The 24,458-nt window shown below is 69.3% G+C and carries 21 protein-coding genes; 11 read left to right on the forward strand and 10 right to left on the reverse strand.

The window, feature by feature from the left end:
* Nucleotides 1-94 precede the first annotated feature (94 nt).
* The 5 genes from DEI95_RS06195 to dnaA form a co-directional block, all read right to left on the reverse strand.
* Entirely contained in the window at nt 95-595 is a 501-nt protein-coding gene (locus tag DEI95_RS06195) for a DUF721 domain-containing protein (RefSeq protein WP_110825770.1), read from the reverse strand.
* Entirely contained in the window at nt 595-1,896 is a 1,302-nt protein-coding gene (gene recF, locus DEI95_RS06200) for a DNA replication/repair protein RecF (RefSeq protein ID WP_258367497.1), read from the reverse strand. The genes DEI95_RS06195 and recF overlap by 1 nt, the downstream gene beginning before the upstream one ends.
* Before the next feature lie 36 nt (nt 1,897-1,932).
* Complete coding sequence (gene gnd / locus DEI95_RS06205) at nt 1,933-2,820, reverse strand: phosphogluconate dehydrogenase (NAD(+)-dependent, decarboxylating) (RefSeq protein WP_110901863.1); 888 nt, start codon at nt 2,818-2,820, stop codon at nt 1,933-1,935.
* A gap of 70 nt (nt 2,821-2,890) precedes the next feature.
* Nucleotides 2,891-4,051: a DNA polymerase III subunit beta gene (gene dnaN / locus DEI95_RS06210; RefSeq protein ID WP_111059706.1), complete on the reverse strand. Its 1,161-nt coding sequence runs from the start codon at nt 4,049-4,051 to the stop codon at nt 2,891-2,893.
* Between the two features lie 455 nt (nt 4,052-4,506).
* Complete coding sequence (gene dnaA, locus DEI95_RS06215) at nt 4,507-5,961, reverse strand: chromosomal replication initiator protein DnaA (protein ID WP_111059707.1); 1,455 nt, start codon at nt 5,959-5,961, stop codon at nt 4,507-4,509.
* A gap of 490 nt (nt 5,962-6,451) precedes the next feature.
* Here dnaA and rpmH point away from each other — a divergent pair, with 490 nt between their 5' ends.
* The 8 genes from rpmH (at nt 6,452) to DEI95_RS06255 (ending at nt 11,466) form a co-directional block, all read left to right on the forward strand.
* Nucleotides 6,452-6,589, forward strand: a complete 138-nt coding sequence (rpmH, locus tag DEI95_RS06220; protein ID WP_043595303.1) for a 50S ribosomal protein L34 — start codon at nt 6,452-6,454, stop codon at nt 6,587-6,589.
* Nucleotides 6,590-6,606: 17 nt separating this feature from the next.
* Nucleotides 6,607-6,957, forward strand: coding sequence for a ribonuclease P protein component (gene rnpA, locus DEI95_RS06225; RefSeq protein ID WP_110889426.1), 351 nt, complete (start codon nt 6,607-6,609; stop codon nt 6,955-6,957).
* Nucleotides 6,954-7,319 (forward strand): membrane protein insertion efficiency factor YidD, encoded by a 366-nt coding sequence (yidD, locus tag DEI95_RS06230; RefSeq protein ID WP_110825776.1) that lies wholly within the window; start codon nt 6,954-6,956, stop codon nt 7,317-7,319. The genes rnpA and yidD overlap by 4 nt, the downstream gene beginning before the upstream one ends.
* 7 nt (nt 7,320-7,326) lie before the next feature.
* On the forward strand, nt 7,327-8,301 hold the full coding sequence (gene yidC, locus DEI95_RS06235) for a membrane protein insertase YidC (protein ID WP_110825777.1): 975 nt from the start codon (nt 7,327-7,329) through the stop codon (nt 8,299-8,301).
* Between the two features lie 47 nt (nt 8,302-8,348).
* The gene (locus DEI95_RS06240) at nt 8,349-8,831 is read left to right on the forward strand and encodes a R3H domain-containing nucleic acid-binding protein (RefSeq protein WP_111059723.1); all 483 of its coding nucleotides are present in this window, start codon (nt 8,349-8,351) and stop codon (nt 8,829-8,831) included.
* The gene (gene rsmG / locus DEI95_RS06245; protein ID WP_110825778.1) at nt 8,828-9,481 is read left to right on the forward strand and encodes a 16S rRNA (guanine(527)-N(7))-methyltransferase RsmG; all 654 of its coding nucleotides are present in this window, start codon (nt 8,828-8,830) and stop codon (nt 9,479-9,481) included. Before DEI95_RS06240 ends, rsmG begins: the two co-directional genes overlap by 4 nt.
* 66 nt (nt 9,482-9,547) lie before the next feature.
* Nucleotides 9,548-10,480: a ParA family protein gene (locus DEI95_RS06250; protein WP_111059708.1), complete on the forward strand. Its 933-nt coding sequence runs from the start codon at nt 9,548-9,550 to the stop codon at nt 10,478-10,480.
* On the forward strand, nt 10,480-11,466 hold the full coding sequence (locus DEI95_RS06255; RefSeq protein ID WP_110901866.1) for a ParB/RepB/Spo0J family partition protein: 987 nt from the start codon (nt 10,480-10,482) through the stop codon (nt 11,464-11,466). The genes DEI95_RS06250 and DEI95_RS06255 overlap by 1 nt, the downstream gene beginning before the upstream one ends.
* A 2,024-nt stretch (nt 11,467-13,490) precedes the next feature.
* Here the strand turns inward: DEI95_RS06255 and DEI95_RS06260 are convergent.
* The 5 genes from DEI95_RS06260 to DEI95_RS16845 form a co-directional block, all read right to left on the reverse strand.
* Nucleotides 13,491-14,453 carry a D-alanine--D-alanine ligase gene (locus DEI95_RS06260; RefSeq protein ID WP_111059709.1) on the reverse strand — a complete coding sequence of 321 codons (963 nt, stop codon included), beginning with the start codon at nt 14,451-14,453 and terminating at the stop codon, nt 13,491-13,493.
* Between the two features lie 43 nt (nt 14,454-14,496).
* Nucleotides 14,497-15,798, reverse strand: coding sequence for a PLP-dependent aminotransferase family protein (locus tag DEI95_RS06265; protein WP_110889421.1), 1,302 nt, complete (start codon nt 15,796-15,798; stop codon nt 14,497-14,499).
* A 248-nt stretch (nt 15,799-16,046) separates the two neighbouring features.
* The gene (gene trxA, locus DEI95_RS06270) at nt 16,047-16,373 is read right to left on the reverse strand and encodes a thioredoxin (protein WP_110825783.1); all 327 of its coding nucleotides are present in this window, start codon (nt 16,371-16,373) and stop codon (nt 16,047-16,049) included.
* Nucleotides 16,374-16,455: 82 nt separating this feature from the next.
* Nucleotides 16,456-17,451: a thioredoxin-disulfide reductase gene (gene trxB / locus DEI95_RS06275; RefSeq protein WP_110825784.1), complete on the reverse strand. Its 996-nt coding sequence runs from the start codon at nt 17,449-17,451 to the stop codon at nt 16,456-16,458.
* A gap of 106 nt (nt 17,452-17,557) precedes the next feature.
* Entirely contained in the window at nt 17,558-21,763 is a 4,206-nt protein-coding gene (locus tag DEI95_RS16845) for a DUF6049 family protein (protein WP_220036626.1), read from the reverse strand.
* 111 nt (nt 21,764-21,874) lie between these two features.
* Here DEI95_RS16845 and DEI95_RS06285 point away from each other — a divergent pair, with 111 nt between their 5' ends.
* The 3 genes from DEI95_RS06285 (at nt 21,875) to DEI95_RS06295 (ending at nt 24,431) form a co-directional block, all read left to right on the forward strand.
* Nucleotides 21,875-23,311 (forward strand): CCA tRNA nucleotidyltransferase, encoded by a 1,437-nt coding sequence (locus DEI95_RS06285; RefSeq protein ID WP_110825820.1) that lies wholly within the window; start codon nt 21,875-21,877, stop codon nt 23,309-23,311.
* A gap of 160 nt (nt 23,312-23,471) precedes the next feature.
* A complete protein-coding gene (rpsF, locus tag DEI95_RS06290; RefSeq protein ID WP_110825785.1) occupies nt 23,472-23,861 on the forward strand; it encodes a 30S ribosomal protein S6 in 390 nt (129 codons plus the stop codon).
* A gap of 3 nt (nt 23,862-23,864) precedes the next feature.
* On the forward strand, nt 23,865-24,431 hold the full coding sequence (locus DEI95_RS06295; RefSeq protein WP_110825786.1) for a single-stranded DNA-binding protein: 567 nt from the start codon (nt 23,865-23,867) through the stop codon (nt 24,429-24,431).
* Nucleotides 24,432-24,458 lie beyond the last annotated feature (27 nt).

Here is a 24,458-nt window from a genome sequence, read left to right on the forward strand (position 1 = left end):
CTGCACGTCCCAGTCTACCGCAGGGAGGGCTCCGTCCGGGGGCCGTACGCCTCGCAGAGCGACGAATCTCAGACGGATGGATGATTTCGTCTGGTCAGCCGTAGGTATCGCGGGGGCCGCGCCCCTGGACCGACCTGAGGCCGCGTTTCCATGTGGGGGCGTCCGGGCCGGAAACCCGGATCGACTCGACGCCCGCCGCGGGGTACCGCTGGGCGATGGTCGTCGTGACGGTCCCGCGCATGAGTCGGAGTTGCGTCGCCCACGCCGTCGAGTCGCACCGGATGACGAGTGCACCGTCCTCGATCGTCACCGGCGTGGAGTGCTTCGCGAGCTCGTCACCGACGACGCTCGGCCAGTCGACGAACAGTTCCGAGCGGGCCAGTGGCTCCGTCCATCCGAGCTCGGCGGTCAGCGCACCCATCACGTCGCCGAGGCCGGTGGGCTCCCGTCCCTTCCCGTACGGCACCGAGTCCGGGTCCTGTCCGGCGGCCCGGCGCCGACGCGCGTCGACCCCCCGCTTCGACGGGTCGCCGAACACGGCCTTGAAGTGCTGGTACACCCGCGAGGGCTCGGCCGGTCTCCAGGGCTTCGGCATCAGGGTGCCGTCCGGTCCACGGCGTCGGCCGACCGGGCGGGGTCGGCCGGAGCGGGATCGGCCGGAGCGGCGTCGGCCGGAGCGGCGTCGGCCGCCTCCGGCATATCCGGACGGGAGGCCCGACCCGCGTCGTCCGCGTCCCGCACGATCGCGCCCGCTTCGATCCGCACGGTGTGTGCCGCGAGCTGACCGGGCACGTCGCCGTGCACGGCGGCCGTGATGAGCACCTGCTCGTAGTCGGCGACCGCCCCGGCCAGGCGCTCCCGCCGTGACTCGTCGAGCTCCGCGAACACGTCGTCGAGGATGATGATCGGGTCGCCGAGGGATGACTCGGCACGCAGGATCGTCGCCGACGCCAGCTGCACCGCGAGCGCGAACGACCAGGACTCCCCGTGACTGGCGTACCCGCGGGCCGGTAACCCGTTCAGCTCGAAGAGCACGTCGTCCCGATGGGGCCCGGTGAGCGTCAGGCCGCGGTCCAGTTCGTCCCGCCGACGGCGCTCGAGCGCCACGCGGAACGCCTCTGCCGCGGACGCGGTCGTGACCGGTTCCTCGGGCGTCCCGAGGACCGGGTCGGTGGCCGCCGCGTCCTCCGGATCAGCACCCCGCACGCTGAGGACACCGGCGATCGACGCCTGGTGCCGCTCGCCCGCGACCGTCGCGTAGGACTCGGTGACGAACGGGGCGAGCCGCCGGGTGAGGTGGTCGCGAGCGGCGATGATCTCGGCGCCGAACGCCACGAGCCGGTCGTCCCAGACGTCGAGCGTCGAGAGCGCCCCGGCCTTCGCCCCGGTCGCGCGGGCCGACTTCAGCAGGGTGTTCCGCTGGCGGAGCGTGCGGTCGTAGTCGGCGAGCACGCCCTGCATGCGCGGGGCGATCTGGACGAGGAGCTCGTCGATCATCCGCCGGCGCCCCGACGGCTCGCCGCGGACGAGTGCCAGGTCCTCGGGGGCGAAGAGCACGCTGGTGCAGTAGCGCGGGAGCTCGCGGGGCTTGATCGCGGACCGGTTCACCTGCGCCCGGTTCGACCCCGTCCGGTTGATCTGCACCTCGGCGAGGATGCTGCGGTCCTCGTGCGCGAGCCGTGCCCGGACGATCGCCGAGTCACATCCCTGTCGCACGAGCGCCGCGTCGGTGGGGACGCGGTGCGACCCGAGGGTCGAGAGGTACCCGATCGACTCGACCAGGTTCGTCTTGCCCTGGCCGTTCCGACCGACGAACAGGTTCGGCCCGCGTGCGAAGTCGACGTCCGCCTCCCGGTAGTTCCGGAAGTCGGAGAGTTGCAGATGGTCGACGTGCACGCGGGCCGAAACGGGTCGAGGGGGTTACCCGACCGGCTACGCCTTCTTGACGGCGTGGCCGCCGAACTGGTTGCGGAGTGCCGCGACGGCCTTCATCGTCGGGGACGCGCTGCCCTGACGCGAGACGAAGCGCGCGAAGATGGACGCCGAGATCGCCGGCATCGGCACCGCGTGCTCGATGGCCTCTTCCAGGGTCCACCGGCCCTCGCCGGAGTCCTCCACGTAGCCCTCGATGGCGTCGAGCTTCGGGTCCTCGTTCAGCGCGAGGACCATCAGGTCGAGCAGCCAGGAGCGGACGACGGTGCCGCGCTGCCATCCGGCGAACACGGCGGGGACGTCCTTGATGATGTCCTTCGCCTCGAGGAGCTCGTAGCCCTCGCCGTACGCCTGCATGATCGCGTACTCGATGCCGTTGTGGACCATCTTCGCGTAGTGGCCCGCGCCGATGCCGCCGGCGTGCGAGAAGCCCTCTTCGCGCGGGCCCTCGGGGCGCAGTGCGTCGAAGACGGGCATCGCGAACTCGACGTCCTCGGCAGCACCGCCGACCATGAGGCCGTAGCCGTTGTCCTTGCCCCAGACACCGCCGGAGACGCCGACGTCCATGTAGCGGATGCCCTTGGCAGCCAGCTGCTCGGCGTGGACGGTGTCGTCGAGCCACTTCGAGTTGCCACCGTCGATGACGAGGTCGCCTTCGCTGAGCACGCCGGCCAGGTCGGTGATCACGTCGTCGGTGATCTTGCCGTGCGGGACCATGACCCACACGAGACGCTTGCTGTCGGTGAGGGCTTCTGCCAGGGCGCCGAGGTCGGCGACGTCCGAGACGGCGGGGTTGGCGTCGTACCCGACGACGTCGATCCCTGCGTTGCGCAGACGCGCACGCATGTTGTTGCCCATCTTCCCGAGGCCGACAAGACCGATCTGCATGATTTCCTCTTCTTCGTCGATGTCGCGCTGATGCTGGTGTCCACGCGTCAGCGCTGGATGGCTGTTGCGGCTAGCGCAGCAGCAGGTTGGGCTGCAACAGGTACCGGTACCCGTCCGTGGCAGCTTCCTCTCGCGAGGACTGCCCGGTGATCAGGACCGGTCCGGGCTTGTTCGGGTTCTCCGTCTTCGTGAAGGAGATCCGGACGAACTCGGAGTGCACCGCATTCAACCCGTCCAGGAGGAAGGCCGGTTTCAGGGAGACCACCGTTTCCTCACCGGTCAGCAACGCATCGATCGACTCTGACGCCTGCGCTTGTTCGGAACCGATCGCCTCGAGCGTGAGCCCGTCGACCGAGAAGGAGAAGCGGAGCGCGGCTTCGCGCTCCAGCACGAGGGAGACCCGTCGGACGGCCTCGACCAGTTCCGCGGTGTTGATCACCGCGTGGTCCTGGACCGTGTCGGGGAACAGTCGGCGGACCGGCGGGTAGTTGCCCTTGATGAGCAGCGACGTCACGGTCTTGTCGTCGGCCTGGAAGGCGATGAGCTCACGGTCGGAGCCACCGCTGATCGACACCGAGACGGTGGTGGCCGAGCCGAAGGTGCGGCCGACCTCCTGCAGGGTGCGGGCCGGGACGAGTGCGTGCAGCGTCGGCGCCGGCTCGGCGTCTCCGCCGGGACGGCCCGAGTCCCACTGGATGGTCCGGACGGCGACGCGGTAGCGGTCGGTCGCGATGAGCGAGACGTCGATCTCGCCGACCTCGAGCTGGACGCCGGTGATGACCGGGGTCACGTCGTCGCGGCTGGCGGCGACGGCCACCTGCGACACGGCTTCGGAGAACGAGTCGCCGGGGATGACACCGGTCTGCGGACCGATCTCCGGCAGCGTCGGGTACTCCTCCACCGGCATGGACAGCAGCGTGAAGTGCGCGGATCCGCAGGTGACGGTGATGCGGGAGTCCTCCGTGGAGAACGTGACCGGGGCGTTCGGCAACCGGCTCGCGATGTCGTTCAGCAGCCGGCCGGAGACGAGCACCGTGCCGGGGTCGTCGATCTGGGCGGCGATCGACGTCTGTGCGGAGACCTCGTAGTCGAACGACGAGAGCGTCAGACGATCACCGTCGGCGTGGATGAGCACACCGGACAGGATCGGGAGGGTCGTGCGCTGTGGGAGGAGCTTCACCGCGAAGGAGACGGCTTCGGAGAAGACGTCCCGGTTGACCTCGAACTTCACAGCGTGGACCCCTGTCGATCGGTTGACTGTCCGGCCGCCCCATTGTGGCACAGCAGCGGCAGACCGCCGATCCGTGTCATCCGCCGTCCCCAGGGGTTGGCCCAGGGAGAGGGAGAGAGAAGAGAGGAGTAATTGTCTTAACGCCTGTGCACACTGTGGACAACTCTGGGGATGCCGCTCGGCGACAGGGAACTACAACCGTGTCACTTGTTGGCGGCGTGTGGGCGGCCTATGGATGAGGGAAAATCATCTATCCACTTCCATCCCCAGTTTCCACAGACACCCCACCAGCTGTGAACAACGGAGCGGCGTGTCCTCCACAGTTATCCACAGGCTTTCCACACTGTGGGGAATCCGCCGCATGGAACCGTCTCAGATGGTGGACGCACGCAGAAGGAGGCCGATCCCGGGTCTGGGACGGGCCTCCTGGACGGGGGGTGGCAGCGGGATGCTCGCTACCGGTAGCGGCGGTCCTGCTTGATCCGACTGGTCAGTTCCGTGACCTGGTTGTAGATCGAGCGCCGCTCCTTCATGAGCTCGGCGATCTTCTTGTTCGCGTACATGACCGTCGTGTGGTCGCGGTTGCCGAACAGCTGGCCGATCTTCGGCAGCGACAGGCTCGTCAGCTCACGGCACAGGTACATCGCGATCTGTCGTGCGGTGGCGATCGCCTGCGACCGGGACGAGCCGTAGAGGTCGTCGACCGAGAGCTTGAAGTACTCCGCGGTGTGGTTGATGATGTCCGTCGGCGCGATGACGTTGTCCTCGTCGAGCGTGATCAGGTCCTTGAGGACCGTCTGCACCAGCGACATGTCGACGGCCGTCCGGTTGAGGCTCGCGAACGCGGTCACCCGGATCAGGGTCCCCTCGAGCTCCCGGATGTTGCTCGAGACCTTCGACGCGATGAACTCCATGATGTCGTCCGGCACCTGCAGGTGGTCGGACTGCGCCTTCTTGCGGAGGATCGCGATGCGGGTCTCGAGGTCCGGCGCCTGCACGTCGGTGATAAGACCCCACTCGAAGCGACTGCGCATCCGGTCCTCGAAGCCGGTGAGGTGCTTCGGGGCGACGTCCGACGTGATCACGACCTGCTTGTTGTGGTCGTGCAGCGTGTTGAACGTGTGGAAGAAGGCCTCCTGCGTGGAGTCCTTCCCCTGCAGGAACTGGATGTCGTCGATGAGCAGGATGTCGATGTCGCGGTACCGCTGCTGGAACTGGTTCGAGCGGTTGTTCGCGATCGAGTTGATGAAGTCGTTGGTGAACTCCTCGCTCGACACGTACCGGACGCGGATGCCCGGGTACAGGCTCTCCGCGTAGTGGCCGATCGCGTGGAGCAGGTGGGTCTTGCCGAGACCCGAGTCGCCGTAGATGAAGAGCGGGTTGTACGCCTTCGCCGGCGCTTCCGCGACCGCGACCGCGGCTGCGTGGGCGAAGCGGTTCGAGGCGCCGATGACGAAGTTGTCGAAGTTGTACTTCGGGTTGAGCCGGGACTCAGGGCGCCCGCTGGTGCCCGGGGAGTCGACCTGGCTCGGGACGAACGGCGCCTCGATGTACTGCCGAGGAGCGGCGCTCTGCTGCACCTGCTCCTGGACCGGTTCGGCGTAGGACGGCACCGCGACGGCGTCGACCCGGGGCTCGGAGGCCATGTCGGGGTTCACCGTGATCGCGAAGTTCGCCACCGAGTCGTCTCCGATCCGGGAGACCGCTTCGGTGATGGGGACCCGGATGCGCTGCTCGAGCATCCCGCGGGTGAGGTCGTTCGGTACTTCCAGGTAGAGCGTGCCGGCCAGCACGCCCTTGGGCTCGACGAGGTTGAGGAAGCCGTGGAGCTGCGGGGTGATCCGGTCGTCGTCGGACAGGATGCCGAGCACTGACGACCAGAGGTCCTCGACGGGGTCGGCCGGCGTCATGTCGCGCTCGTCTCCTGGTCTCGTTGCTCGGTTGCGGCTTCGGGTGTGGTCTCTCGCCCGTCGGGACGAGCGGTGGCGGCCACCGACCGACGACACGCGGGTGCGGGCGGAACCGCTCCCGCGTTCCGCGGACGGCTGGTGCGGTGGTGCGGGCGCTGGTCCGACGACGAGCTTCCCACAGGGTTGTCCACAGTGTCCTCCCCGGCTGGTCCACCGGAGACGAGTGAGGTACTCCCCCGCAGTACCGGGCATCCGGCCGTGCAGTGCCACAACTGTACGGGACCGCACCGTGTCCCACCGAACGGGAGTTGTCCCCAGTGTGGAGAACCCGGAGGCGTCACCGTGGGAGCGCGGACGGGGACGGGATCGTTTGACCTCCCAGCCGTCGTCACGTACCGTTGTCCAGTTGACTGCGGCCGTTCGGTCGCGCCATCCGCGTCAACCAATGCATACGTGACGGCTCGCCGCGAGCAGCCGTGTGGAGATCATCATGAGCAAGCGCACCTTCCAGCCGAACAACCGCCGCCGCGCCAAGAAGCACGGCTTCCGCGCCCGCATGCGCACCCGTGCCGGCCGCGCCATCCTCGCCGCACGCCGCGGCAAGGGGCGCACCGAGCTCTCCGCCTGATCCGCGGGGTCCTCGCCGTGTTGGCCCGAGCCAACCGCATCGTCCGAGGCGACGACTACCGATCGACCGTGCGTCGTGGCCGCAGGAGCGCCACGGCGCACGTCGTCGTGTCGGTGGTCCGTCGCCTCGATGACGACGGCGGTCCCACCAGGTTCGGGTTCATCGTGGCGAAGACCGTCGGGAACGCGGTCACGCGCAACCTCGTGCGACGCCGGCTGAAGGCGATCGCACACGGTCTGCTGCCGAGCGCTCCGCTCGGGTACGACGTCGTGGTGCGCGCACTGCCAGCCGCCGCGCAGGCCGGATGGCCTACCCTGCTCGGAGACATCACGCGTGCCTTCGCGCGGGGTGTGGAGAAGGCAGCATGAACCGGTTCCTCTGGGTCGTCGCGTTGCTCCCGCGCAACGCGTGCGTCGTCGTGCTCCGGGCCTACCGAGCGGTGATCTCGCCGCTCTACGGCAACGTGTGCCGGTACCACCCCTCGTGCTCCCGGTACGCACTCGAGGCGATCCAGCAGTACGGGGTCGTCCGCGGTTCGGCCATGGGAGCGTGGCGGATCGCACGGTGCAACCCCTGGGCCGCCGGTGGGATCGACGACGTCCGGGAACGTCGCCGCCCCTTCAACGTCAGTCGGTTCGGGTTCGTGCTCGCACCGAGCCCGCAGCAACAGCAGGACCCGGTCGGCATGATCCGCCCGGTGCTGCTCCCCCAGCGCACTCGAAAGGCGTGACCTCCTCATGGAGATCCTGAACACTCTCCTCTGGCCGCTCAAGTGGGTGGTGTCCGCGATCCTCGTCGGGTTCCACTGGCTCTTCGAGACCATGGGGATGGACCCGTCCGCGGGCATCACGTGGGTCCTGTCGATCATCTTCCTGACCTTCGTGGTCCGGGCCGCGCTGATCCCGATCTTCGTGCGGCAGATCAAGTCGCAGCGACGGATGCTCGAGGTCGCGCCGCAGCTGAAGAAGATCCAGGACAAGTACAAGGGCAAGAAGGACCAGTTCTCGCGCGAGGCGATGTCCCGCGAGACGATGGCGCTGTACAAGGAGACGGGGACGAACCCGCTGAGCTCCTGCCTGCCGCTGCTCATCCAGATGCCGATCTTCTTCTCGCTGTACTCCGTGCTGCACGAGGCGCAGATCAACAAGGCCGGCATCGGTCTGCTCACGAACGAGCTGGCGGCGGACTTCGGCAACGCTGCACTCTTCGGTGCACCGCTGCACGAGACCTTCACGAACGCGTCGGGCTGGGAAGTCCGGATCATCGCGGGCGCCATGATCGTCGTGATGACGGCATCGCAGTTCATCACGCAGCTGCAGCTCGTCGCCAAGAACATGTCGCCGGAGACCAAGGAGTCTCCGATGTACCGCCAGCAGAAGATGATGCTGTACATCCTCCCGCTGGTCTTCGTCATCTCAGGCCTGTCGTTCCCGCTGGGCGTCATGTTCTACTGGCTCGCCTCGAACATCTGGACGATGGCCCAGCAGTACTTCGTGATCCGCAGCATGCCGACGCCGGGCTCGGAGGCGGCCCTGGCGCGCGAGGCGCGTCTCGCCAAGAAGGCCCAGCGCCGCGGCACCCCGGCCACTGCCGGTGTCCTGACCGAGGCCGGTACGGGCGCCTCGGTGGCCGAGGTCGAGGCACGTGTCACCACCCAGCGCCAGCAGCCGGTCGGCAAGTCGCGCGCGAAGAAGAACGGGAAGAGCAAGTGACCGAGCAGGACACCACGGCCGTCGTCGACGCGACCGAGGACGAGCAGGTGCTCGGCCAGTCGAGCGAGCAGGGCGGCGACGACGAGAGCCGCGACGAGGCGGACATCGCCGCCGACTACATCGAAGAGCTGCTCGACATCTGCGACCTCGACGGGGACATCGAGATCGAGGAGCGCGCTGGACGTGTCTACCTGACGGTCTCGGACGACGGTGAGGCGCTGCGCGTCCTCGCGAAGCCCGACACCGTGTCCGCCCTGCAGGAGCTCACGCGGATCGCCGTCCAGGCCGAAACCGGTGAGTTCAGTCGTCTGATCCTCGACATCGGGGGCTCCCGCGACGCTCGGGCGACCGAGCTCCAGCGGCTGGTCGACACCGCGATCGAGCGCATCGAAGCGGGATCGACGACTGCGGCGCTGCCGCCGATGTCGTCGTACGAGCGGAAGCTCGTCCACGACCTGGTCTCCGAGAAGGGCTTCCGCTCGGAGTCCGAGGGCGAGGGTCGGGACCGTCACACGGTCATCACCCGATGACGGAAGCGGGCTCCGCTGACGCTCCGGTCCTCGAGACCGAGCCGGCGGTCGCAGCGACGCTGTTCGGAGACCGCCTCGAGGTCGCCCGGTCCTTCACGAACGAGCTGGCGCGTCGTGGCGAGGAACTCGGGCTCATCGGTCCCCTTGAGCTCCCGCGACTGTGGACGCGACACATCCTCAATTCTGCGCTCCTGGCTCCGCTCCTGCAGACGGGCGGAACGGTCGGCGATGTGGGATCGGGTGCGGGCCTGCCCGGCCTCGTGCTGGCGATCGCACGACCGGATGTCTCCATGACGCTGATCGAGCCGATGGAGCGCCGCGTGGAGTGGTTGCGAGGCGAGGCGGAACGGCTCGGTCTCGAGAACGTGGCGGTCGTCCGAGCCCGGGCCGAGGACGTCGCAGACGAGTTGGTGCTCGACCAGGTCACGGCCCGAGCCGTCAGTGCGCTGTCGAAGCTGATCCCCCTGACCGTGCCCCTGGTCCGGTCCGGTGGGCAGCTCATCCTCATGAAGGGTGCGCGCGTCGACGACGAGGTCGCCGCAGCCCGGAAGGTCATCCTCCGCAAGCGCCTCGAAGACGTCGAGGTGCTCGAGCTCGGAGTCGGAGTGGTCGAAGAGACCACCCGCGTCTTCCGGGCTACAGTTGACTGACGCTCCCGGTCCGGTCTGACCGGGGATCCGCGCCCTGCGCCGGACGAGGCGTTCGGGTCGCGGCCCATGTTCCACGTGAAACACCGACCGGGGAAGAGGCACTCGTTGAGTTCATCGACCGACTACGACTCTTCGACGCCCCTGGCGCGCGAGATCGCTGACCTGAACCGACGGCGCCGGGCGATCGCGACGCAGCAGTTTCCGCTTCCGGACAAGACCCGCGTGTTCACGGTGTCGAACCAGAAGGGCGGGGTCGGGAAGACCACGACGACGGTCAACCTCGCTGCGGCCCTCGCGCACGGCGGAGCTCGTGTGCTCGTGATCGACCTCGACCCACAGGGCAACGCGTCGACCGCACTCGGGATCGACCACCAGGCCGAGGTCGCGAGCATCTACGACGTGATCGTCGACGAGGCACCGATGGCGGACACGGTCCAGCGTTCCCCCGAGTCGGAAACGCTCTGGTGCGTGCCGGCCACCATCCACCTTGCTGGCGCCGAGATCGAACTCGTTTCCCTGGTGGCTCGAGAACAGCGTCTGCGGACCGCTCTTGACCAGTACCTCGCTTCCGTCGACGAGCCGTACCACTACGTGTTCATCGACTGCCCGCCGTCGCTCGGGCTGCTGACGATCAACGCCTTCGTGGCAGCGAAGGAGGTGTTGATCCCGATCCAGTGCGAGTACTACGCGCTCGAGGGGCTCAGCCAGCTCCTTCGCAACATCGAGCTCATCGAGCGTCACCTCAACCCGAACCTCGCGGTGTCGACGATCCTGCTCACCATGTACGACGGTCGGACGAACCTGGCCAACCAGGTGGCCAACGACGTCCGGACGCACTTCGGCGATCAGGTCCTGAAGGCGATGATCCCCCGTTCGGTCCGCGTCAGCGAGGCACCGAGCTACGGACAGAGTGTCGTGTCCTACGACGTCAACTCCAGCGGGTCACTCTCCTACCTGGAGGCTGCTGCCGAGATCGCAGAACGAGGAGCGAAGCACTGATGGCACCCAAGCGAACCGGACTCGGGCGCGGTATCGGCGCCCTGATCCCCACCGCCAACGAGCAAGAGCGTCCCGTCGACGTGTTCTTCCCGACCGGAGGCACCTCCGCCGCCGATGCGAATGCCGCCTCGGGACAGTCGGCAACGGCGGAGGAGCTCCTCGCGGTTCCCGGAGCTCGTCTCGCCAACCTCAACCCGTTGGACATCGTCCCGAACGCGCAGCAGCCCCGCAAGGAGTTCCGTGAAGAGGAACTCCAGGAGCTGATCCACTCCATCCGGGAGATCGGACTCCTGCAGCCGATCGTCGTCCGCCCGATCACCGGTGCAGCTGGCACCGAACCGCAGTACGAGCTGATCATGGGTGAGCGCCGTCTTCGTGCGACGAAGGAGCTCGGGCTCGCCACGATCCCGGCGATCGTCAAGGACACCCCCGACGACGCGATGCTCCGCGACGCGTTGCTCGAGAACCTCCACCGCGCGCAGCTCAATCCGCTCGAGGAGGCTTCGGCCTACCAGCAGCTGCTCGCCGACTTCGGCATCACGCAGGAGCAGCTCGGGCAGCGGATCGGGCGCTCCCGCCCCCAGATCACGAACACGATCCGTCTGCTGCGCTTGCCCTCCCCCGTACAACGGCGCGTGGCCGCCGGTGTGCTCTCGGCCGGGCACGCACGCGCGATCCTCGCGGCGCCGGACGCGGAGGCGATGGAGTACCTCGCCGAGAAGATCGTGAACGAGGACCTGTCCGTGCGGGCGGCGGAAGCCATCGCTCAGCAGATGTCGACGAAGGCGCCGGCGAAGACGCCGTCGCAGCCGTCGAAGCGGCAGGTGCACTTCAACGACATGGCGGAGCGACTGGGCGACCGGTTGAACACCCGCGTGAAGATCGCGGTCGGTGCCCGGAAGGGATCCGTGACGATCGACTTCGCGACTGCCGACGACCTCAACCGCATCCTCGGCGAGCTCGGGATCGAGGACCTCGCGGGCTGACGGCCGCCGCCGGTCGCTTCTCCGTCGGATCCCAGGAGCACGCCTCCCCTGAGCGCTGTGTGGCGCCCTGAGCGGCGAGGAGCGCTACTGCTGGTTTGGAGGACGTATTCGTCCTTCTCGGGACGCAGAAGGGGCGTCAGACGCTGTCAGGAGCGTCTTGCGCTCATCCGGCCTGTGCACACGGGGAATGGCGCCGCGAGGATCGCGCCAGGCCGTCGCAACGTCCAACTGGCGGTTGGCTCGCCGGGCAGGTGAGCGGCCGACGATCGGCGGTCGGTACCGGTGCGTGGTGTGACCCCGCCGCCAATCTGCTCGGCCAGCTCTTGCTCCAGCACGACAAACCTGCCCCCGACGGTCGGAAGCCGAGACCTGGTCCTGCGGCTGATGGTTCACGCGCCCGGGATATCGGTCGTCGCTGGTCGGTGATCCTCTTCGGTACTCGGCGGCCACGGAGGAGCGATTGCGCTCGTCACACGTGGTCAGACGACGCGTCTCATCTTCCGGCGTCCTGCTGTCGTGCCCGGAGCGTGAGGCGCTCCGCCAATGACCAGGCGACGCCTCTGCCCCGCGGCTACTCGGCGGAGCGACGTCGAGGGCGCCCATGAGGCGAGCCCGATCGACACGGCAGAGACGTTGCTCCTCGATGTTGCGGCGACTTGGATCGAACCGAGGCCGCGGGGGTTGCATGCAAACTCGCGGTGCTCGCCGCACGCCTCGGGAAACGGTGGTCGTAGTGGTTTCACGTGGAACATGAGAGCCAAGGCTGCTTCGTGTGGCGCTGCGGTGGCCCGGAGCGCGTCAGGACACGGTGCCAGGCGGCCCGCCGGCGAGCGGGTCAATGCTCGGCACCACACGCGGTCGTGGGTCGTGCGGAACGCCAGGCGGCACTCTCCGTCCGATCGCAGGACGATTCCTGCGCGCCGTGCGAGAAGGACGTTCGTATCCGGAGCGACGGAGCGCCCGAACCCGCGAGAAGCCGGACGGGGCACCACGGTGTGTCTGTGCGCCACGACGGCAGGCGGGGCGCCGCGGGCATCACCACCGGGAGTCGCAACCGATTGCGAGGTTCCACGTGAAACGTCGGTTTCCACAACGCTGCTCGATCGGACATTACCGGCCCCATGGAGGAGTGATGCACCACGGCTAGGCCCAGAAAGAGCGAGTCGGCCATATCGCCAACGTGGTGCCGCCTGATGGGCTTGGTCCGCGCCGTGAGACCGCATACCGTTCTTCTCCCTCGGCTGCGACCTCGGAGTGCAGTATGCCCAGCTCAGCCCGCTTCGGTGGGGCCTCGATGCGAGCGGCGATGAAGGGCGCCTCTTTCGAAGTCCTGCTCACACCGCCTCAGCGAACGAGCCGTACTTCGGCTCCCCAGCGGGATGGTCGCACGTCGGCGGGTGGACAACGGCAGTCGGACTGTCCCCGCGGTGCCGCCTGCCGACGGCAGGGTGCTGATCGACCGACAGAGGGTGATGGTCGCGAGCGGGCGCCGTGGCTGCCGCTCAAACCACAGTGTCGGGCCCACGGGGACGGGCTCAGACGAGGCTCCCCGCCATGTCACGGGTTGGAAGGTCAACGTCCGCCCTCCCGGAGCTTCCACGCAGCGCCCGCCGCTGCGTAGCCCGAATTCCGTGGCCCTCCGCGGCAGCCGCAGGTCCAGGCGGGCTGACATGGACCGAGTTCGGTCGCCCGACGCGCATGCGCGAAGGGAATCGAGCCGCGGGTACGTCTGTGATCAGCACGCAGTAGCCCCGCCGGTGCCGAGGAGGAACAAGGCGTGCTCCAACACTGCGGTACCGGTGACGTGAACGGGCAGGTGGGCCGTTCGCACTCAGCCATCCACTGCCGGGCCGACTGGTCTCGGCAGCCAGGCGGATCACAGGCGGTAGCTGGGCCTCGCGACGCACCCGACCGCCCCGAGGCACCGGTTCTCCGCGTCAGGACGGCTGTCGCGTCTCGACCACCGCCAACACGATCGGTCGATGTTCCACGTGGAACGTCCGAACGTCGGGGGCCTTCCCCGCTCAGGCCGAGTGGTCCCGGATGGCTTGCTCCGCGAGTTCGGCGTACGTCCACCCGAGGTCGAATCCAGACGCCGACAGCGCCTGCGGCACGAGGGACGTCTCAGTGAGCCCCGGGAGCACGTTCGCTTCGAGGAACCACGGCGTCCCGGCTCCGTCGACGATGATGTCGACGCGGGACACGTGCCGCAGACCCAGAGCGCGGTGGGCGAGGACGGCCGCTGCCGATGCGGCGCTCGAGTGTTCCTCCGACAGGCGGGCGGGCGTGTAGAAGGTGGTCTCCCCCGCGTTGTAACGAGCCTCGTACCCGTAGATCCCGTTGCGGGGCACGATCTCCACCGGCGCCAGCGCGAGCGGCCCGTCGCCCGTGTCGATGATGCCCACGGCGATTTCGGTCCCGCGGATGAGCTGCTCGACCACGGCGTCCTCGCAGTACGTGTACGCAGCGACCATGGCACGAGGCAGATCGTCGACGTCCTCGACGAGGGTGACGCCCTGGGCACTCCCGCCACGGGCGGGCTTCACGGCGAGCGGTACGGGGTGCTCCGCGGCGATGGCCTGCAGCACACCCACGGCACCGAGTTCCCGGAACACGTCGTGCGACAGCGTGACGGAGCGGGGCGTCCGGACGCCAGCCCGAGAGACGAGCGCCGATGCGGTCGGCTTGTCCCATGCCAGGCGGGCCGACGTGGAGCGTGAGCCGACGTACGGGATGTCGAGGGCCTCCAGGATGCCGCGCAGCGCGCCGTCCTCACCGGACGCTCCGTGCAGCACGGGCCATACGACGTCCGGGCGGTCTGCGCTCAGCGCCGGCAGCAACGACGCGTCGGCGTCACGGAGGTCGACCTGCCATCCGTACCCGGCGAGCGAGTCCGCGACGCGTCGTCCGGACCGCAGAGAGATGTCGCGTTCGTGCGAGATCCCCCCGGCGACGACGACGACGTGACGGCGGGCGAACTCAGCCATGTGTGTTCCTCTGCGAAGGGTACGGTGTAGCGAAAATGCCTGATCAGGACAGGTTCGGCGGCGGCGAGCTGACCGTGGAGCGGCTGACGGACGAGGCGGTCCGCGCCGTCGGGCCGAACGTCTCGATGAGCTCGAGCTCGTCGTTCACCACGGAGGCCAGGCGCTTGACGCCGACGCGGATCTGGTCAGAAGTGGGGTAGCAGAACGACAGGCGGATGTTGCCGGCTCCGCGACCGTCGGCGAAGAAGGCCGTGCCCGGTGTGTAGGCGACGAGCTCCTTGACGGCGCGCGGGAGCATGCCCTTCGAGTCGAGCGAGTCCGGCAGGGTCAGCCACACGAAGAAGCCGCCGTTCGGCACCGTCCAGTGCAGATCGGGCAGGAACTCCCCCAGCGCGGACAGCATCGCGTCGCGGCGCTCGGCGTACAGGCCGCGGAAGGTGTCGATCTGCCCCTTCCAGTCCGCTGCGTCGAGGTACGCGTTGACGACGTACTGACCGAAGGAGTTCGGGGCGAGGACGGCCGACTCGTTCGCGAGCACGAGCTTCTCGCGGATGGCGTGTGGCGCCAGGGCCCACCCGACGCGGAACCCGGGCGCGAGCGTCTTCGAGAACGAGCCGAGGTAGACCACGCCCTCGTCGTCGATCGACCGGATGGCCTGCGGGGCGGGCTCGTCGAACCAGAGCAGCCCGTACGGGTTGTCCTCGAGCACGAGGATGTTGTTCGAGCGGCAGATGTCGAGGACCTCGATGCGGCGCTCGCGGCTCATCGTGACCCCGGCCGGGTTGTGGAAGTTCGGGATCGTGTACAGGAACTTCATCCGCTTGCCAGCGGCCCGGAGACGGCCGATCGTCTCGCGGAGGGCCTCGGGGACCAGTCCGTGCTCGTCCGTCGCCACGTGCACCGTCTCCGCCTGGTACGACCGGAACACACCGATGGCGCCGACGTAGGACGGCGACTCCGCCAGGACGACGTCACCCGGGTCGATGAACAGCCGCGTCACGAGGTCCAGGGCGTGCTGGGACCCCGTGGTGACCACGACGTCCTCCGGGCTGGCACGGATGCCCTCCAGGCTCATCACGTCGACGATGTGCTCACGGAGGGGTCGGTGTCCCTGCCCACCGCCGTACTGCAGCGCCATGGCGGCGTCCTCCTGCATGACGCGGTCGATGGAGCCCGTGACGAGCTCCCGCGGCAGTGCGGAGACGTACGGCATGCCGCCGGCGAGCGAGACCACCTCGGGCCTCGACGCGACGGCGAACAGAGCTCGGACCTCGGAGGCGCTCAGCCCGGCGGTGCGCTGGGCGTAGGAGTCGTACCAGGGGTCGAGACTGTTGCCGTTCGTCATCGAGTTTCCTCCACTCGGTCGTTCTCGCCACAGTACGACATGCAACCGGGCATCCGTCGGTCCGCGACGAGGCCGATCGTCGATCGGTGGCCCGCTCCGGCCCGGAGGCCCGCCCCGCGTCCGCCCCGCCCGGCGCGCGGACATCGGCCCGGGACAGGCGAACGCCCCGCCCTCCGATGGAATGGAGGACGGGGCGTCCGGGTCTGTGGTGCGGGTCCCGCTCTACCGGTTCCCGCTGTGCCGGTTCCTCAGGCGAGGAAGTCGGCGAGGTCGGCCTCGAGGGCCGGCTTCGGCTTGGCGCCGATGACGGTCTTGACGACCTCGCCGCCCTTGAAGACCTTCATCGCCGGGATCGACGTGATCTGGTAGTTCATGGCCGACTGCGGGTTGTCGTCGACGTTGAGCTTGACGATCTCGATCTTGTCGGCGTGCTCCGCGGCGATCTGGTCGAGGATCGGCGACACCGCACGACACGGGCCACACCACTCGGCCCAGAAGTCGACGAGGATCGTCTTGTCGGACTTGAGGACTTCGGCCTCGAACGTGGCGTCGGTGACGGCCTTGGCGTTGCTCATGTTTGCTCCTTCGACGGAAGTCGGTTCGGTGAGGGGAACGTGGTCGACGGACCGGGCATTCCCCCGGTCGGCCGCGCCCGGGTCAGACCCGCGCGGTGACGTCGATGATCGCCTCGGTCGGGGTGACGCCCTCGGCCTGGTCGGTGATGCTGTGGTCGAGGTCGGCGAGGTACTTCTCGGCGTCGAGTGCGGCCACGGCACCGGAACCGGCGGCCGTGATCGCCTGGCGGTACGTCGGGTCGAGCACGTCACCGGCGATGAAGACGCCCGGGACGCCGACCGCGCGGGACGAGCGGCCCTCGACCGCGAGCGTGCCCTCCGGGGCGATCTCGAGCTGGCCGTGCACGAGGTGGGTGCGGGGGTCGTTGCCGATCGCGATGAACAGGCCGTCCAGCGCCATCGAGGACTCCTCGCCGGTGACGGTGTCCCTGAGCGTGACGCCCTCGACCGCCGTGTCGCCCGTGATGCCGGTGACCGTCTTGTTCCAGGCGAACTCGATCTTGGGGTCGTTCATGGCCCGGTCCTGCATGATCTTCGACGCGCGCAGGGTGTCCCCGCGGTGGATGATCGTCACCTTGTCGGCGAAGCGGGTGAGGAAGGTCGCCTCCTCCATCGCGGAGTCACCGCCGCCGACGACGGCGATGTTCTTCTGACGGAAGAAGAAGCCGTCGCAGGTGGCGCACCACGAGACGCCGTGACCGGAGAGGCGCTCCTCGTCCGGGAGGCCCAGGTGCCGGTACGCGGACCCGGTCGCGTAGACGACCGCGAGGGCCTCGTACGTCTCGCCGGAGCCGACGGTGACCTTCTTGACCTGACCGGTGAGGTCGACGGAGACGGCGTCGTCGTACAGGACCTCGGCACCGAACTTCTCGGCCTGCTCCTGCATCTTGATCATGAGGTCGGGGCCCTGGACACCCTCGGGGAAGCCCGGGAAGTTCTCGACCTCGGTCGTCTTGGTCAGCTCGCCGCCGGTCTCGACGCTCGAGGCGACGATGAGCGGCTTCAGCTCAGCGCGCGCGGCGTAGATGCCGGCCGTGAACCCGGCGGGACCGGAACCGATGATGATGAGCTCGCGCATGACTGCCCTTCCGTTGCGTGCCACCGAGACAACCCATGCTAGCCGCGGGCCATTCCCGGGCAGCCGTGAGCGTCAGGCCCGCGGACGTCCCCCGTCGGGGCCCGACTCAGCGGCCGAGTCGTGCGCGGACGAGGTCGACGGCGCTGCGCACCTCGGCATTGCGGATGGCCGCCAGGACGCCGAAGTACACGGCCACCATGACGACCCCGCCGAGGACGACGGTGATGGCCGCGCTCGTGAAGTCCGCCATGGCGAAGCCGTCCTGGCGGAAGGCCCCGAAGAAGTGGACGACGACGAGGCCGACGGCGCCGGCCACGAGTGCGGCGACGACGAACTGCAGGTGCGACCGGGCGACCACCGGGCCCTCGATGCCGTCGAGCCGCCGACGGACGAGCACGAGCGCCACGATCGTCTGGGCCGACCCGGCGACGGTCGTGCACGCGGCGACGGCGAGACCGATGACCTGCCCGGGCAGCGCGGTCACGGCCAGGGCCCCGATGACGAACAGGCCCGACTGCACGAGCTGCATGAGGAACGGGGTCCGGTGGTCGTGCATGGCCCAGAACACCCGCTGGATGATGAAGAGCATGCTGAACAGCACCAGGCCGGGCATGTAGGCCAGCAGCACGCCGCCGATGGACACCGCGCCCTCGAAGGTGTTCGAGAACATCCGGCCGAACGGCACCGCCACCACCATGAGCGCGACGGCCGAGAACACCGTGAACAGGCCGACGATCCGCAGGGACAGCGACAGGTTGCGGCGGACGGCGGCCAGGTCGCCGCGTTCGGCGTCGTGGCTCATCCGCGTGAAGTACGCGGTGGCGATCGACACGGCGATGATCGAGTGCGGCAGCATGAAGAGCAGCCAGGCGTTCTGCAGCACGGCGTTGCCGGCGTTGCCGGAGCCGAGCGATGCCACGCGGGACTGCACGATCCCGGCCAGCTGCGTGACGAGGATCATCGCGAACAGCCATCCGGCCGCCGTCCCGGTGGCCTTGAGGCCGACGCCCCGCCAGCGGAAGTCGGGTCGGAAGGTCAGGCCCGCGCGCTTCCAGAAGAACGGCAGGAAGGCCGCCTGCGCGAGGACACCGAGTGAGGCGCTGCCCGCGAGCACCGCGATCTTCAGCGGCGTCCAGTCGTCCGTCCCCGCGTTCATCGTGCGGTTGCCGAACAGCGCGATGAACACGACGAGGCCGGCGATCGCGATGACGTTGTTGATGAGCGGCGCCCAGGTGAACGGACCGAACACCTGCTTGGCGTTGAGGACCTCGCCGAGCAGCGAGTACATCGCGTAGAAGAGGATCTGCGGCAGGCACCAGAACGCGAAAGCGACCGCCAGGTCCGTCGCCGCCGGGGAGAAGCCCTTGCCGTCGTCCGCCTGCGCGGCGTACACGCGGACCAGGACCGGGGCGAGCAGGGTCGCGATGATCGTGATCACGACGAAGACCGAGCCGCCGAGCGTCACGATCTTGTTCACGTAGGCGCGCCCGCCGTCGCCGTTCTGGCTCATCGAGCGGACGATCTGCGGGATGAGCACCGCGGAGAGCAGGCCGCCCGCGATGAGCGCGTAGATGTTGTTCGGGAGCTGGTTCGACACCGCGAACGCGTCCGCCGCACGGGAGTTCGCCTGCCCGATGGCGTACGCGAGCACGAAGGTCTTCGCGAAGCCGAGCAGTCGCGACACCATCGTCCCGACCGCGAGCAGGGCACTCGCCCGTCCGAGGTCGCGTCCGCCCTCCGCTGCGGTGTCGACGTTCCCGGTCGTGGTCGGCGGGGTGGTGCTGATGGTCGGCTCCTCGGACACACGGCGGTCGGTGGGCTGGCGACGGTCGTCGCGGGTGCTGTCGTCGTCGTGGTGGTCTGCCGGGAGGCTCGACTGCACCCCGGCTCGCATGATCGCGTCCTCGAGCCGGTCGCCGTCGGCCGCCACCGTGTCGGTGCCGGAGCTGGCCGCGGCGATCGCGGTGGCGGCACCGGGAACGGTGGCAGCCCCGGGGACGGGGGTCGGGCCTCCAGGCGGGGTTTCGACGGCGGGCTCCCCCGGCGCCGGCGGCTGGACCTCGAGCGGACGGTTCGGGTCCTCGTCCTCGGGCTCGGGCTCCCCGTTGCGACGACGGAGTCGGCGCCGCACGTTGCGGACGATGCCGAAGCCGAAGACTGCGATGACCGCGATGGCGGCGACGGCCGTGATGACCGTCTCCCACTGCGCCTGCACGTTGATCTCGACCGTCGCGGGCGTCGAGATCCGGGCCCCGGTCGCGCTCGTCAGCGACATCGACAGGGCGACCTTGCCGTTCGCGACCGACTGCACGGGGAAGGTGGTGCGGGTCGAGGAGCGGGGCTGGATGGTGACCTCGACCGCGTTCTGCTCGATGCGCAGGAACGAGTTCGACGGCGAGACGGTCAGGAAGACGGTGACGGCGTGGTCGGACCGGTTCCGCACCGAGATCGGCAACGAGGACCGGTCACCGAGCAGGGTGATGTCGCTCGAGTTGACGATGTTGACGCTGTTGACGGTCTCGTCGTTGTCGGCGACGAGCGTGTCGATCGCCGTCGAGAGGCCCTCGGGGTCGGCACGCCACGCGTTCGAGGCCGCCGCGAGGGTCGCGAGCCGGGCGGGGGCGGTGACGGACGCGGGGTCCTGCACGGCGCTGGCGAAGTCGGTGAGGTCCTGCTCCGACCCGACCAGGCGGCGGAGCGTCTCGAGCCGGTCGTCGTCGACGCTGGCGCTCTGCAGCGTGAGCGAGCCGGGGGTGGCGTCGACCACGGTGGAGAAGTCCGTCGGCGAGACCCAGACGGTGCTCTCGAGGGTGTCGAGGGCCTGGTCGAGGCGGCTGGAGTCGGTCGGCCAGGACCGGTCGAGCGTGAGGAGGAGCGGCCCGGTCGCGGTGCCCTGGACGGCCACGGTCGCCAGGGTGGCGGTGAGTTCCGACATCGCGTCCGTGTAAGCGCGACCGTTCGTGGCACCGGCGGCGTCCCGGAGGAGCGCCGACATCGCCTGGTCGGCCACGAGCCCCTGCGTCGGACCGATGGACTCCGACGCAGCGACGGTGGCACCGGCACCAGCGGAGGTGTTGCCGCTCGAGACGATGGTGGAGCGGTACCCGGCCTCGCTGAGGGCCGGCAGGTCGTCGGTGGCGACGGTGCCGTCGGCGGGCCAGGCGACGGTGTCGAGCGTCCACGGGAAGTCGACGAGCGACTCCGACGTGGGGATGGTCGTCGGGGCGTCCGGCTCCGTGGTGCTGCCGTCGTCCGTCGGGTCGCCGGGGCTCGCGGGACCGGTCGCCGCGTCGGTGGCACCGACACCGTCCTGGTCCGGTGCGTCGGTGCTCGAGGTCCCGGGGGTGGCCCCGTCCGCGGGCGTGGCCGTCGGGCTCGGGGTCGCGCCCGGGAAGCGGTCGTCCTCGACGGCGGCGGCGATCGCCTGGTCGAAGGAGATCGGCCCGGCGATGCCCGGCGATCCGGCCTGGTTGAGTCCGGTGACGTCGGCGTCCGCGTAGGTGAGCGGGAACTTCTCGTTCCGCAGGCCCTCCAGGCGCTCCAGCCAGGCCGTCGCGGTGCTCGGGGCGTCGTCCCCGAGGAGCCGGATCGACGCGATGATCCGCGGGTCGACGGCGAGGGCGACGCTGTGGTCCTCCGCTGCGTCGAGTTGCTGGGTCAGCGTGCCGTCGACCGCGGTGGCCGAGGCGAGGGCACCGGCGGTGAGCACGCCGTCCTCGGTCGCGGGCACCGTCACGGGCATCGCGACGGCGACGTCGACGGGCGCGCGGTCGAGCGCGGGGTTCCAGGTGAAGGCGGACCGCCCGACCGCGAACGTCGAGCCGGCTGCGTACGAGGCCGCGATGCGTCGTGCACCGAACGGGTTGAGCGTGCCGAGTCGGACGTCGGCGAACGGGACGCTGATGTCACTGACCGTGACGGAGCGGTGTGCCGGGACGACCGGGACGTCCACCTCGCCCATGGGCTCACCGGGGTAACCGTCGGGTGTGGTGTCGCCCAACCAGTCGGTCAGGATGTCCCGGGTTCCGACCACGGGTCGGATGATGTCGAGGTCGGCGCTCCCCGCGGGCAGCGCGACGTCCGTGTCGTTCGTCACGGTGAGGGACAGCGAGAGGTCGTCACCGAGCTCGAGGACCCCTCGCCCGGACGGGGTCAGCGCGACGGAGGTGGTGCCGGACTGTGCGGCGCTCGGATCGGCGGGCTTCGTGGTGGTGGCGGCGTCGGCGACGTCCACCGCGGCGGGCGCGATGACCAGACCGGTGGCGACCAGGGCGGACGCGGCGGCGGCGAGCACGGTACGGAGTATCTGCATGTGAGAGGGCCCTGGTCGTGAGCGGGCCACGACGAGTGTATGAGGCACGACCATGACGACAGGCGGGCGCGCAGGTGCTCGCCGTCATCATCTGGGATGATCGACGGCGTCATGCAGTCCGTAGCCCAGGCCGTCGAACGTCTCGACGCACTCGCCGCCACCGACACCGTCGACGTCCTCGCACGGGCGTTCGCCGCCGCCGGCCACGAGCTCGCCCTCGTCGGCGGGCCCGTCCGCGACGCCTTCCTCGGCCGCCCGGTGACCGACCTCGACTTCACCACCGACGCACGTCCGGACGAGATCCTGGCGATCGTCGGACCCCTCGCGAAGACGACGTGGGACGTCGGGCGCCAGTTCGGCACCATCGCCGCACTGGTCCGGGGCGAGCAGGTCGAGATCACCACCTACCGCAGCGACGTCTACGACGGCGAGACCCGCAAGCCCGAGGTCACCTTCGGCGACACCATCGAGGACGACCTGCTCCGCCGCGACTTCACCGTCAACGCGATGGCGCTCCGACTCCCCCAGCGGGAACTCGTCGACGTGCACGGCGGTGTCGAGGACCTGCTCGCCGGACGTCTGGCGACCCCACAGGCTGCCCCGATCTCCTTCCGCGACGACCCGCTCCGGATGATGCGGGCGGCACGGTTCACGGCGCAGCTCGGGTTCACGGCGTCCGACGACGTCCGGGGCGCGATGTCCGACCTCGCCGACTCGATCGACATCGTCTCCGCCGAGCGCGTGCGGGACGAGCTCGTGAAGATGCTCAACACGTCCGACCCGGTCGAGGGGCTCCGGCTCCTCGTCGACACCGGGATCGCCGAGCGGATCCTGCCCGAGCTGCCGGCGATGAAGCTCGAGATCGACGAGCACCACCACCACAAGGACGTGTACGAGCACTCGCTCACGGTCCTGACCCAGGCGATCGGGTACGAGGCGGAGCGTCACCCCGGCGACGCCCCCGACACCGTGCTCCGGCTCGCCGCGCTCCTGCACGACATCGGCAAGCCCGCGACCCGCAAGCTCGAGCCCGGCGGCGCGGTGAGCTTCCACCACCACGACCTGGTCGGGTCCAAGCTCGCGAAGAAGCGACTGCGGGCGCTGCGGTTCGACAACGACACGATCGCCTCGGTGGCGCGCCTGATCGAGCTGCACCTCCGGTTCTTCGGGTACACCGAGGGCGCCTGGACCGACGCCGCCGTCCGCCGCTACGTCCGCGACGCCGGCGACCAGCTCGAGCGGTTGCACGAGCTCACCCGCTCCGACGTCACCACCCGGAACCGTCGGAAGGCGGACCGGCTCGGCTTCGCCTACGACGACCTGGAGGCCCGGATCGCCGTCCTCGCGGAGCAGGAGGAACTCGACTCCATGCGTCCGGACCTGACGGGCGACGACATCATGCGCATCCTCGACATCCCGCCGGGGCGGGCCGTCGGCGAGGCGTACCGCTTCCTGCTCGAGGCGCGGATGGACGAGGGGCCGCTCGGTCCCGAGGACGCCGAGGCGCGCCTCCGCGCCTGGTGGGCGTCCCGCGACGCGTCCGCCTGACCGGCGCCGGTCGCTCTGCACAGCCGGTGGCGCGCCTCCAGGCCGTCCGCTACGATGGGCAGGTTGTCTCGTGCGCATGCAGCGTGCCGAGACACATGCATCAACCCTCCTGCCCCGGGAACTGCCCGGGGCCGCTGAGACCAGAGGAGGTGGGTTCCGCATGCACCAGTACGAACTGATGGCGATCCTCGACCCCGAGATCGATGAGCGCACCGTCGCTCCCAGCCTGGACAAGTTCCTCGCGGTCATCCGCAACGACGGTGGCACCGTCGACAACGTGGACGTCTGGGGCCGTCGCCGGCTCGCGTACGAGATCGCGAAGAAGAACGAGGGCATCTACGCCGTCGTGAACTTCACGTCGTCCGCCGACTCCGCCAAGGAGCTGGACCGCCAGCTCGGTCTCTCCGAGGCCGTCCTGCGCACCAAGGTCCTCCGCGCCGAAGAGGGCATGGCCCAGGTCGCCGCTCAGAAGGAGCGCGACGAGGCCCGTGCCGCCCGCAAGGCCGCCAACGCGTCGGCTTCGGCCGCCACGACCGCGAGCGCCGAGTAGCCCGTGGCCGGCGAAACCGTCATCACGGTGGTGGGCAACCTCACCGCGGACCCGGAGCTGCGCTACACGCAGAACGGGCTCGCCGTGGCGAACTTCACCATCGCGTCGACCCCTCGCACGTTCGACCGTCAGGCGAACGAGTGGAAGGACGGCGACGCGCTGTTCCTCCGTGCGAGTGTGTGGCGCGAGTTCGCCGAGCACGTGGCGGGGTCGCTGACGAAGGGCTCGCGCGTCATCGCGCAGGGTCGTCTCCGTCAGCGTTCCTACCAGGACCGTGAGGGTCAGCAGCGGACGAGCATCGAGCTCGAGGTCGACGAGATCGGCCCCTCGCTCCGGTACGCGACCGCCCAGATCACCCGTGCACCGGGTGGCAGCGGCGGTGGCGGCGGGCGCGGCCAGGTCGGCGGCGGGGGCAACTCCGGCGGTGGCTTCGGCGGCAACTCCGGTGGCGGCGGTCAGTCCGACGCACCGTGGTCCCCGCAGGGTGGTCAGCAGGGCGGCGGCAACGCACAGTCGAACGACGTGTGGAGCACCCCCGGCGGCACCTACGACGACGAGACCCCGTTCTGATCCGCGACCACACGGTCTGACGGACAC

This window comes from Curtobacterium sp. MCBD17_008, assembly GCF_003234475.1.
In the GTDB taxonomy this organism is placed as follows: domain Bacteria; phylum Actinomycetota; class Actinomycetes; order Actinomycetales; family Microbacteriaceae; genus Curtobacterium.

What these genes read in the sequence shown, in the direction of transcription:
- trxA (WP_110825783.1), bottom strand. Translation starts at nt 16,373, where the DNA reads ATGAGCAACGCCAAGGCCGTCACCGACGCCACGTTCGAGGCCGAAGTC.
- rpsF (WP_110825785.1), top strand. Translation starts at nt 23,472, where the DNA reads ATGCACCAGTACGAACTGATGGCGATCCTCGACCCCGAGATCGATGAG.
- DEI95_RS06195 (WP_110825770.1), bottom strand. Translation starts at nt 595, where the DNA reads ATGCCGAAGCCCTGGAGACCGGCCGAGCCCTCGCGGGTGTACCAGCAC.
- DEI95_RS06260 (WP_111059709.1), bottom strand. Translation starts at nt 14,453, where the DNA reads ATGGCTGAGTTCGCCCGCCGTCACGTCGTCGTCGTCGCCGGGGGGATC.
- DEI95_RS06255 (WP_110901866.1), top strand. Translation starts at nt 10,480, where the DNA reads ATGGCACCCAAGCGAACCGGACTCGGGCGCGGTATCGGCGCCCTGATC.
- trxB (WP_110825784.1), bottom strand. Translation starts at nt 17,451, where the DNA reads ATGCGCGAGCTCATCATCATCGGTTCCGGTCCCGCCGGGTTCACGGCC.
- rpmH (WP_043595303.1), top strand. Translation starts at nt 6,452, where the DNA reads ATGAGCAAGCGCACCTTCCAGCCGAACAACCGCCGCCGCGCCAAGAAG.
- DEI95_RS16845 (WP_220036626.1), bottom strand. Translation starts at nt 21,763, where the DNA reads ATGCAGATACTCCGTACCGTGCTCGCCGCCGCCGCGTCCGCCCTGGTC.
- gnd (WP_110901863.1), bottom strand. Translation starts at nt 2,820, where the DNA reads ATGCAGATCGGTCTTGTCGGCCTCGGGAAGATGGGCAACAACATGCGT.
- dnaA (WP_111059707.1), bottom strand. Translation starts at nt 5,961, where the DNA reads ATGACGCCGGCCGACCCCGTCGAGGACCTCTGGTCGTCAGTGCTCGGC.
- rsmG (WP_110825778.1), top strand. Translation starts at nt 8,828, where the DNA reads ATGACGGAAGCGGGCTCCGCTGACGCTCCGGTCCTCGAGACCGAGCCG.
- DEI95_RS06265 (WP_110889421.1), bottom strand. Translation starts at nt 15,798, where the DNA reads ATGACGAACGGCAACAGTCTCGACCCCTGGTACGACTCCTACGCCCAG.
- yidC (WP_110825777.1), top strand. Translation starts at nt 7,327, where the DNA reads ATGGAGATCCTGAACACTCTCCTCTGGCCGCTCAAGTGGGTGGTGTCC.
- yidD (WP_110825776.1), top strand. Translation starts at nt 6,954, where the DNA reads ATGAACCGGTTCCTCTGGGTCGTCGCGTTGCTCCCGCGCAACGCGTGC.
- DEI95_RS06285 (WP_110825820.1), top strand. Translation starts at nt 21,875, where the DNA reads ATGCAGTCCGTAGCCCAGGCCGTCGAACGTCTCGACGCACTCGCCGCC.
- DEI95_RS06250 (WP_111059708.1), top strand. Translation starts at nt 9,548, where the DNA reads ATGTTCCACGTGAAACACCGACCGGGGAAGAGGCACTCGTTGAGTTCA.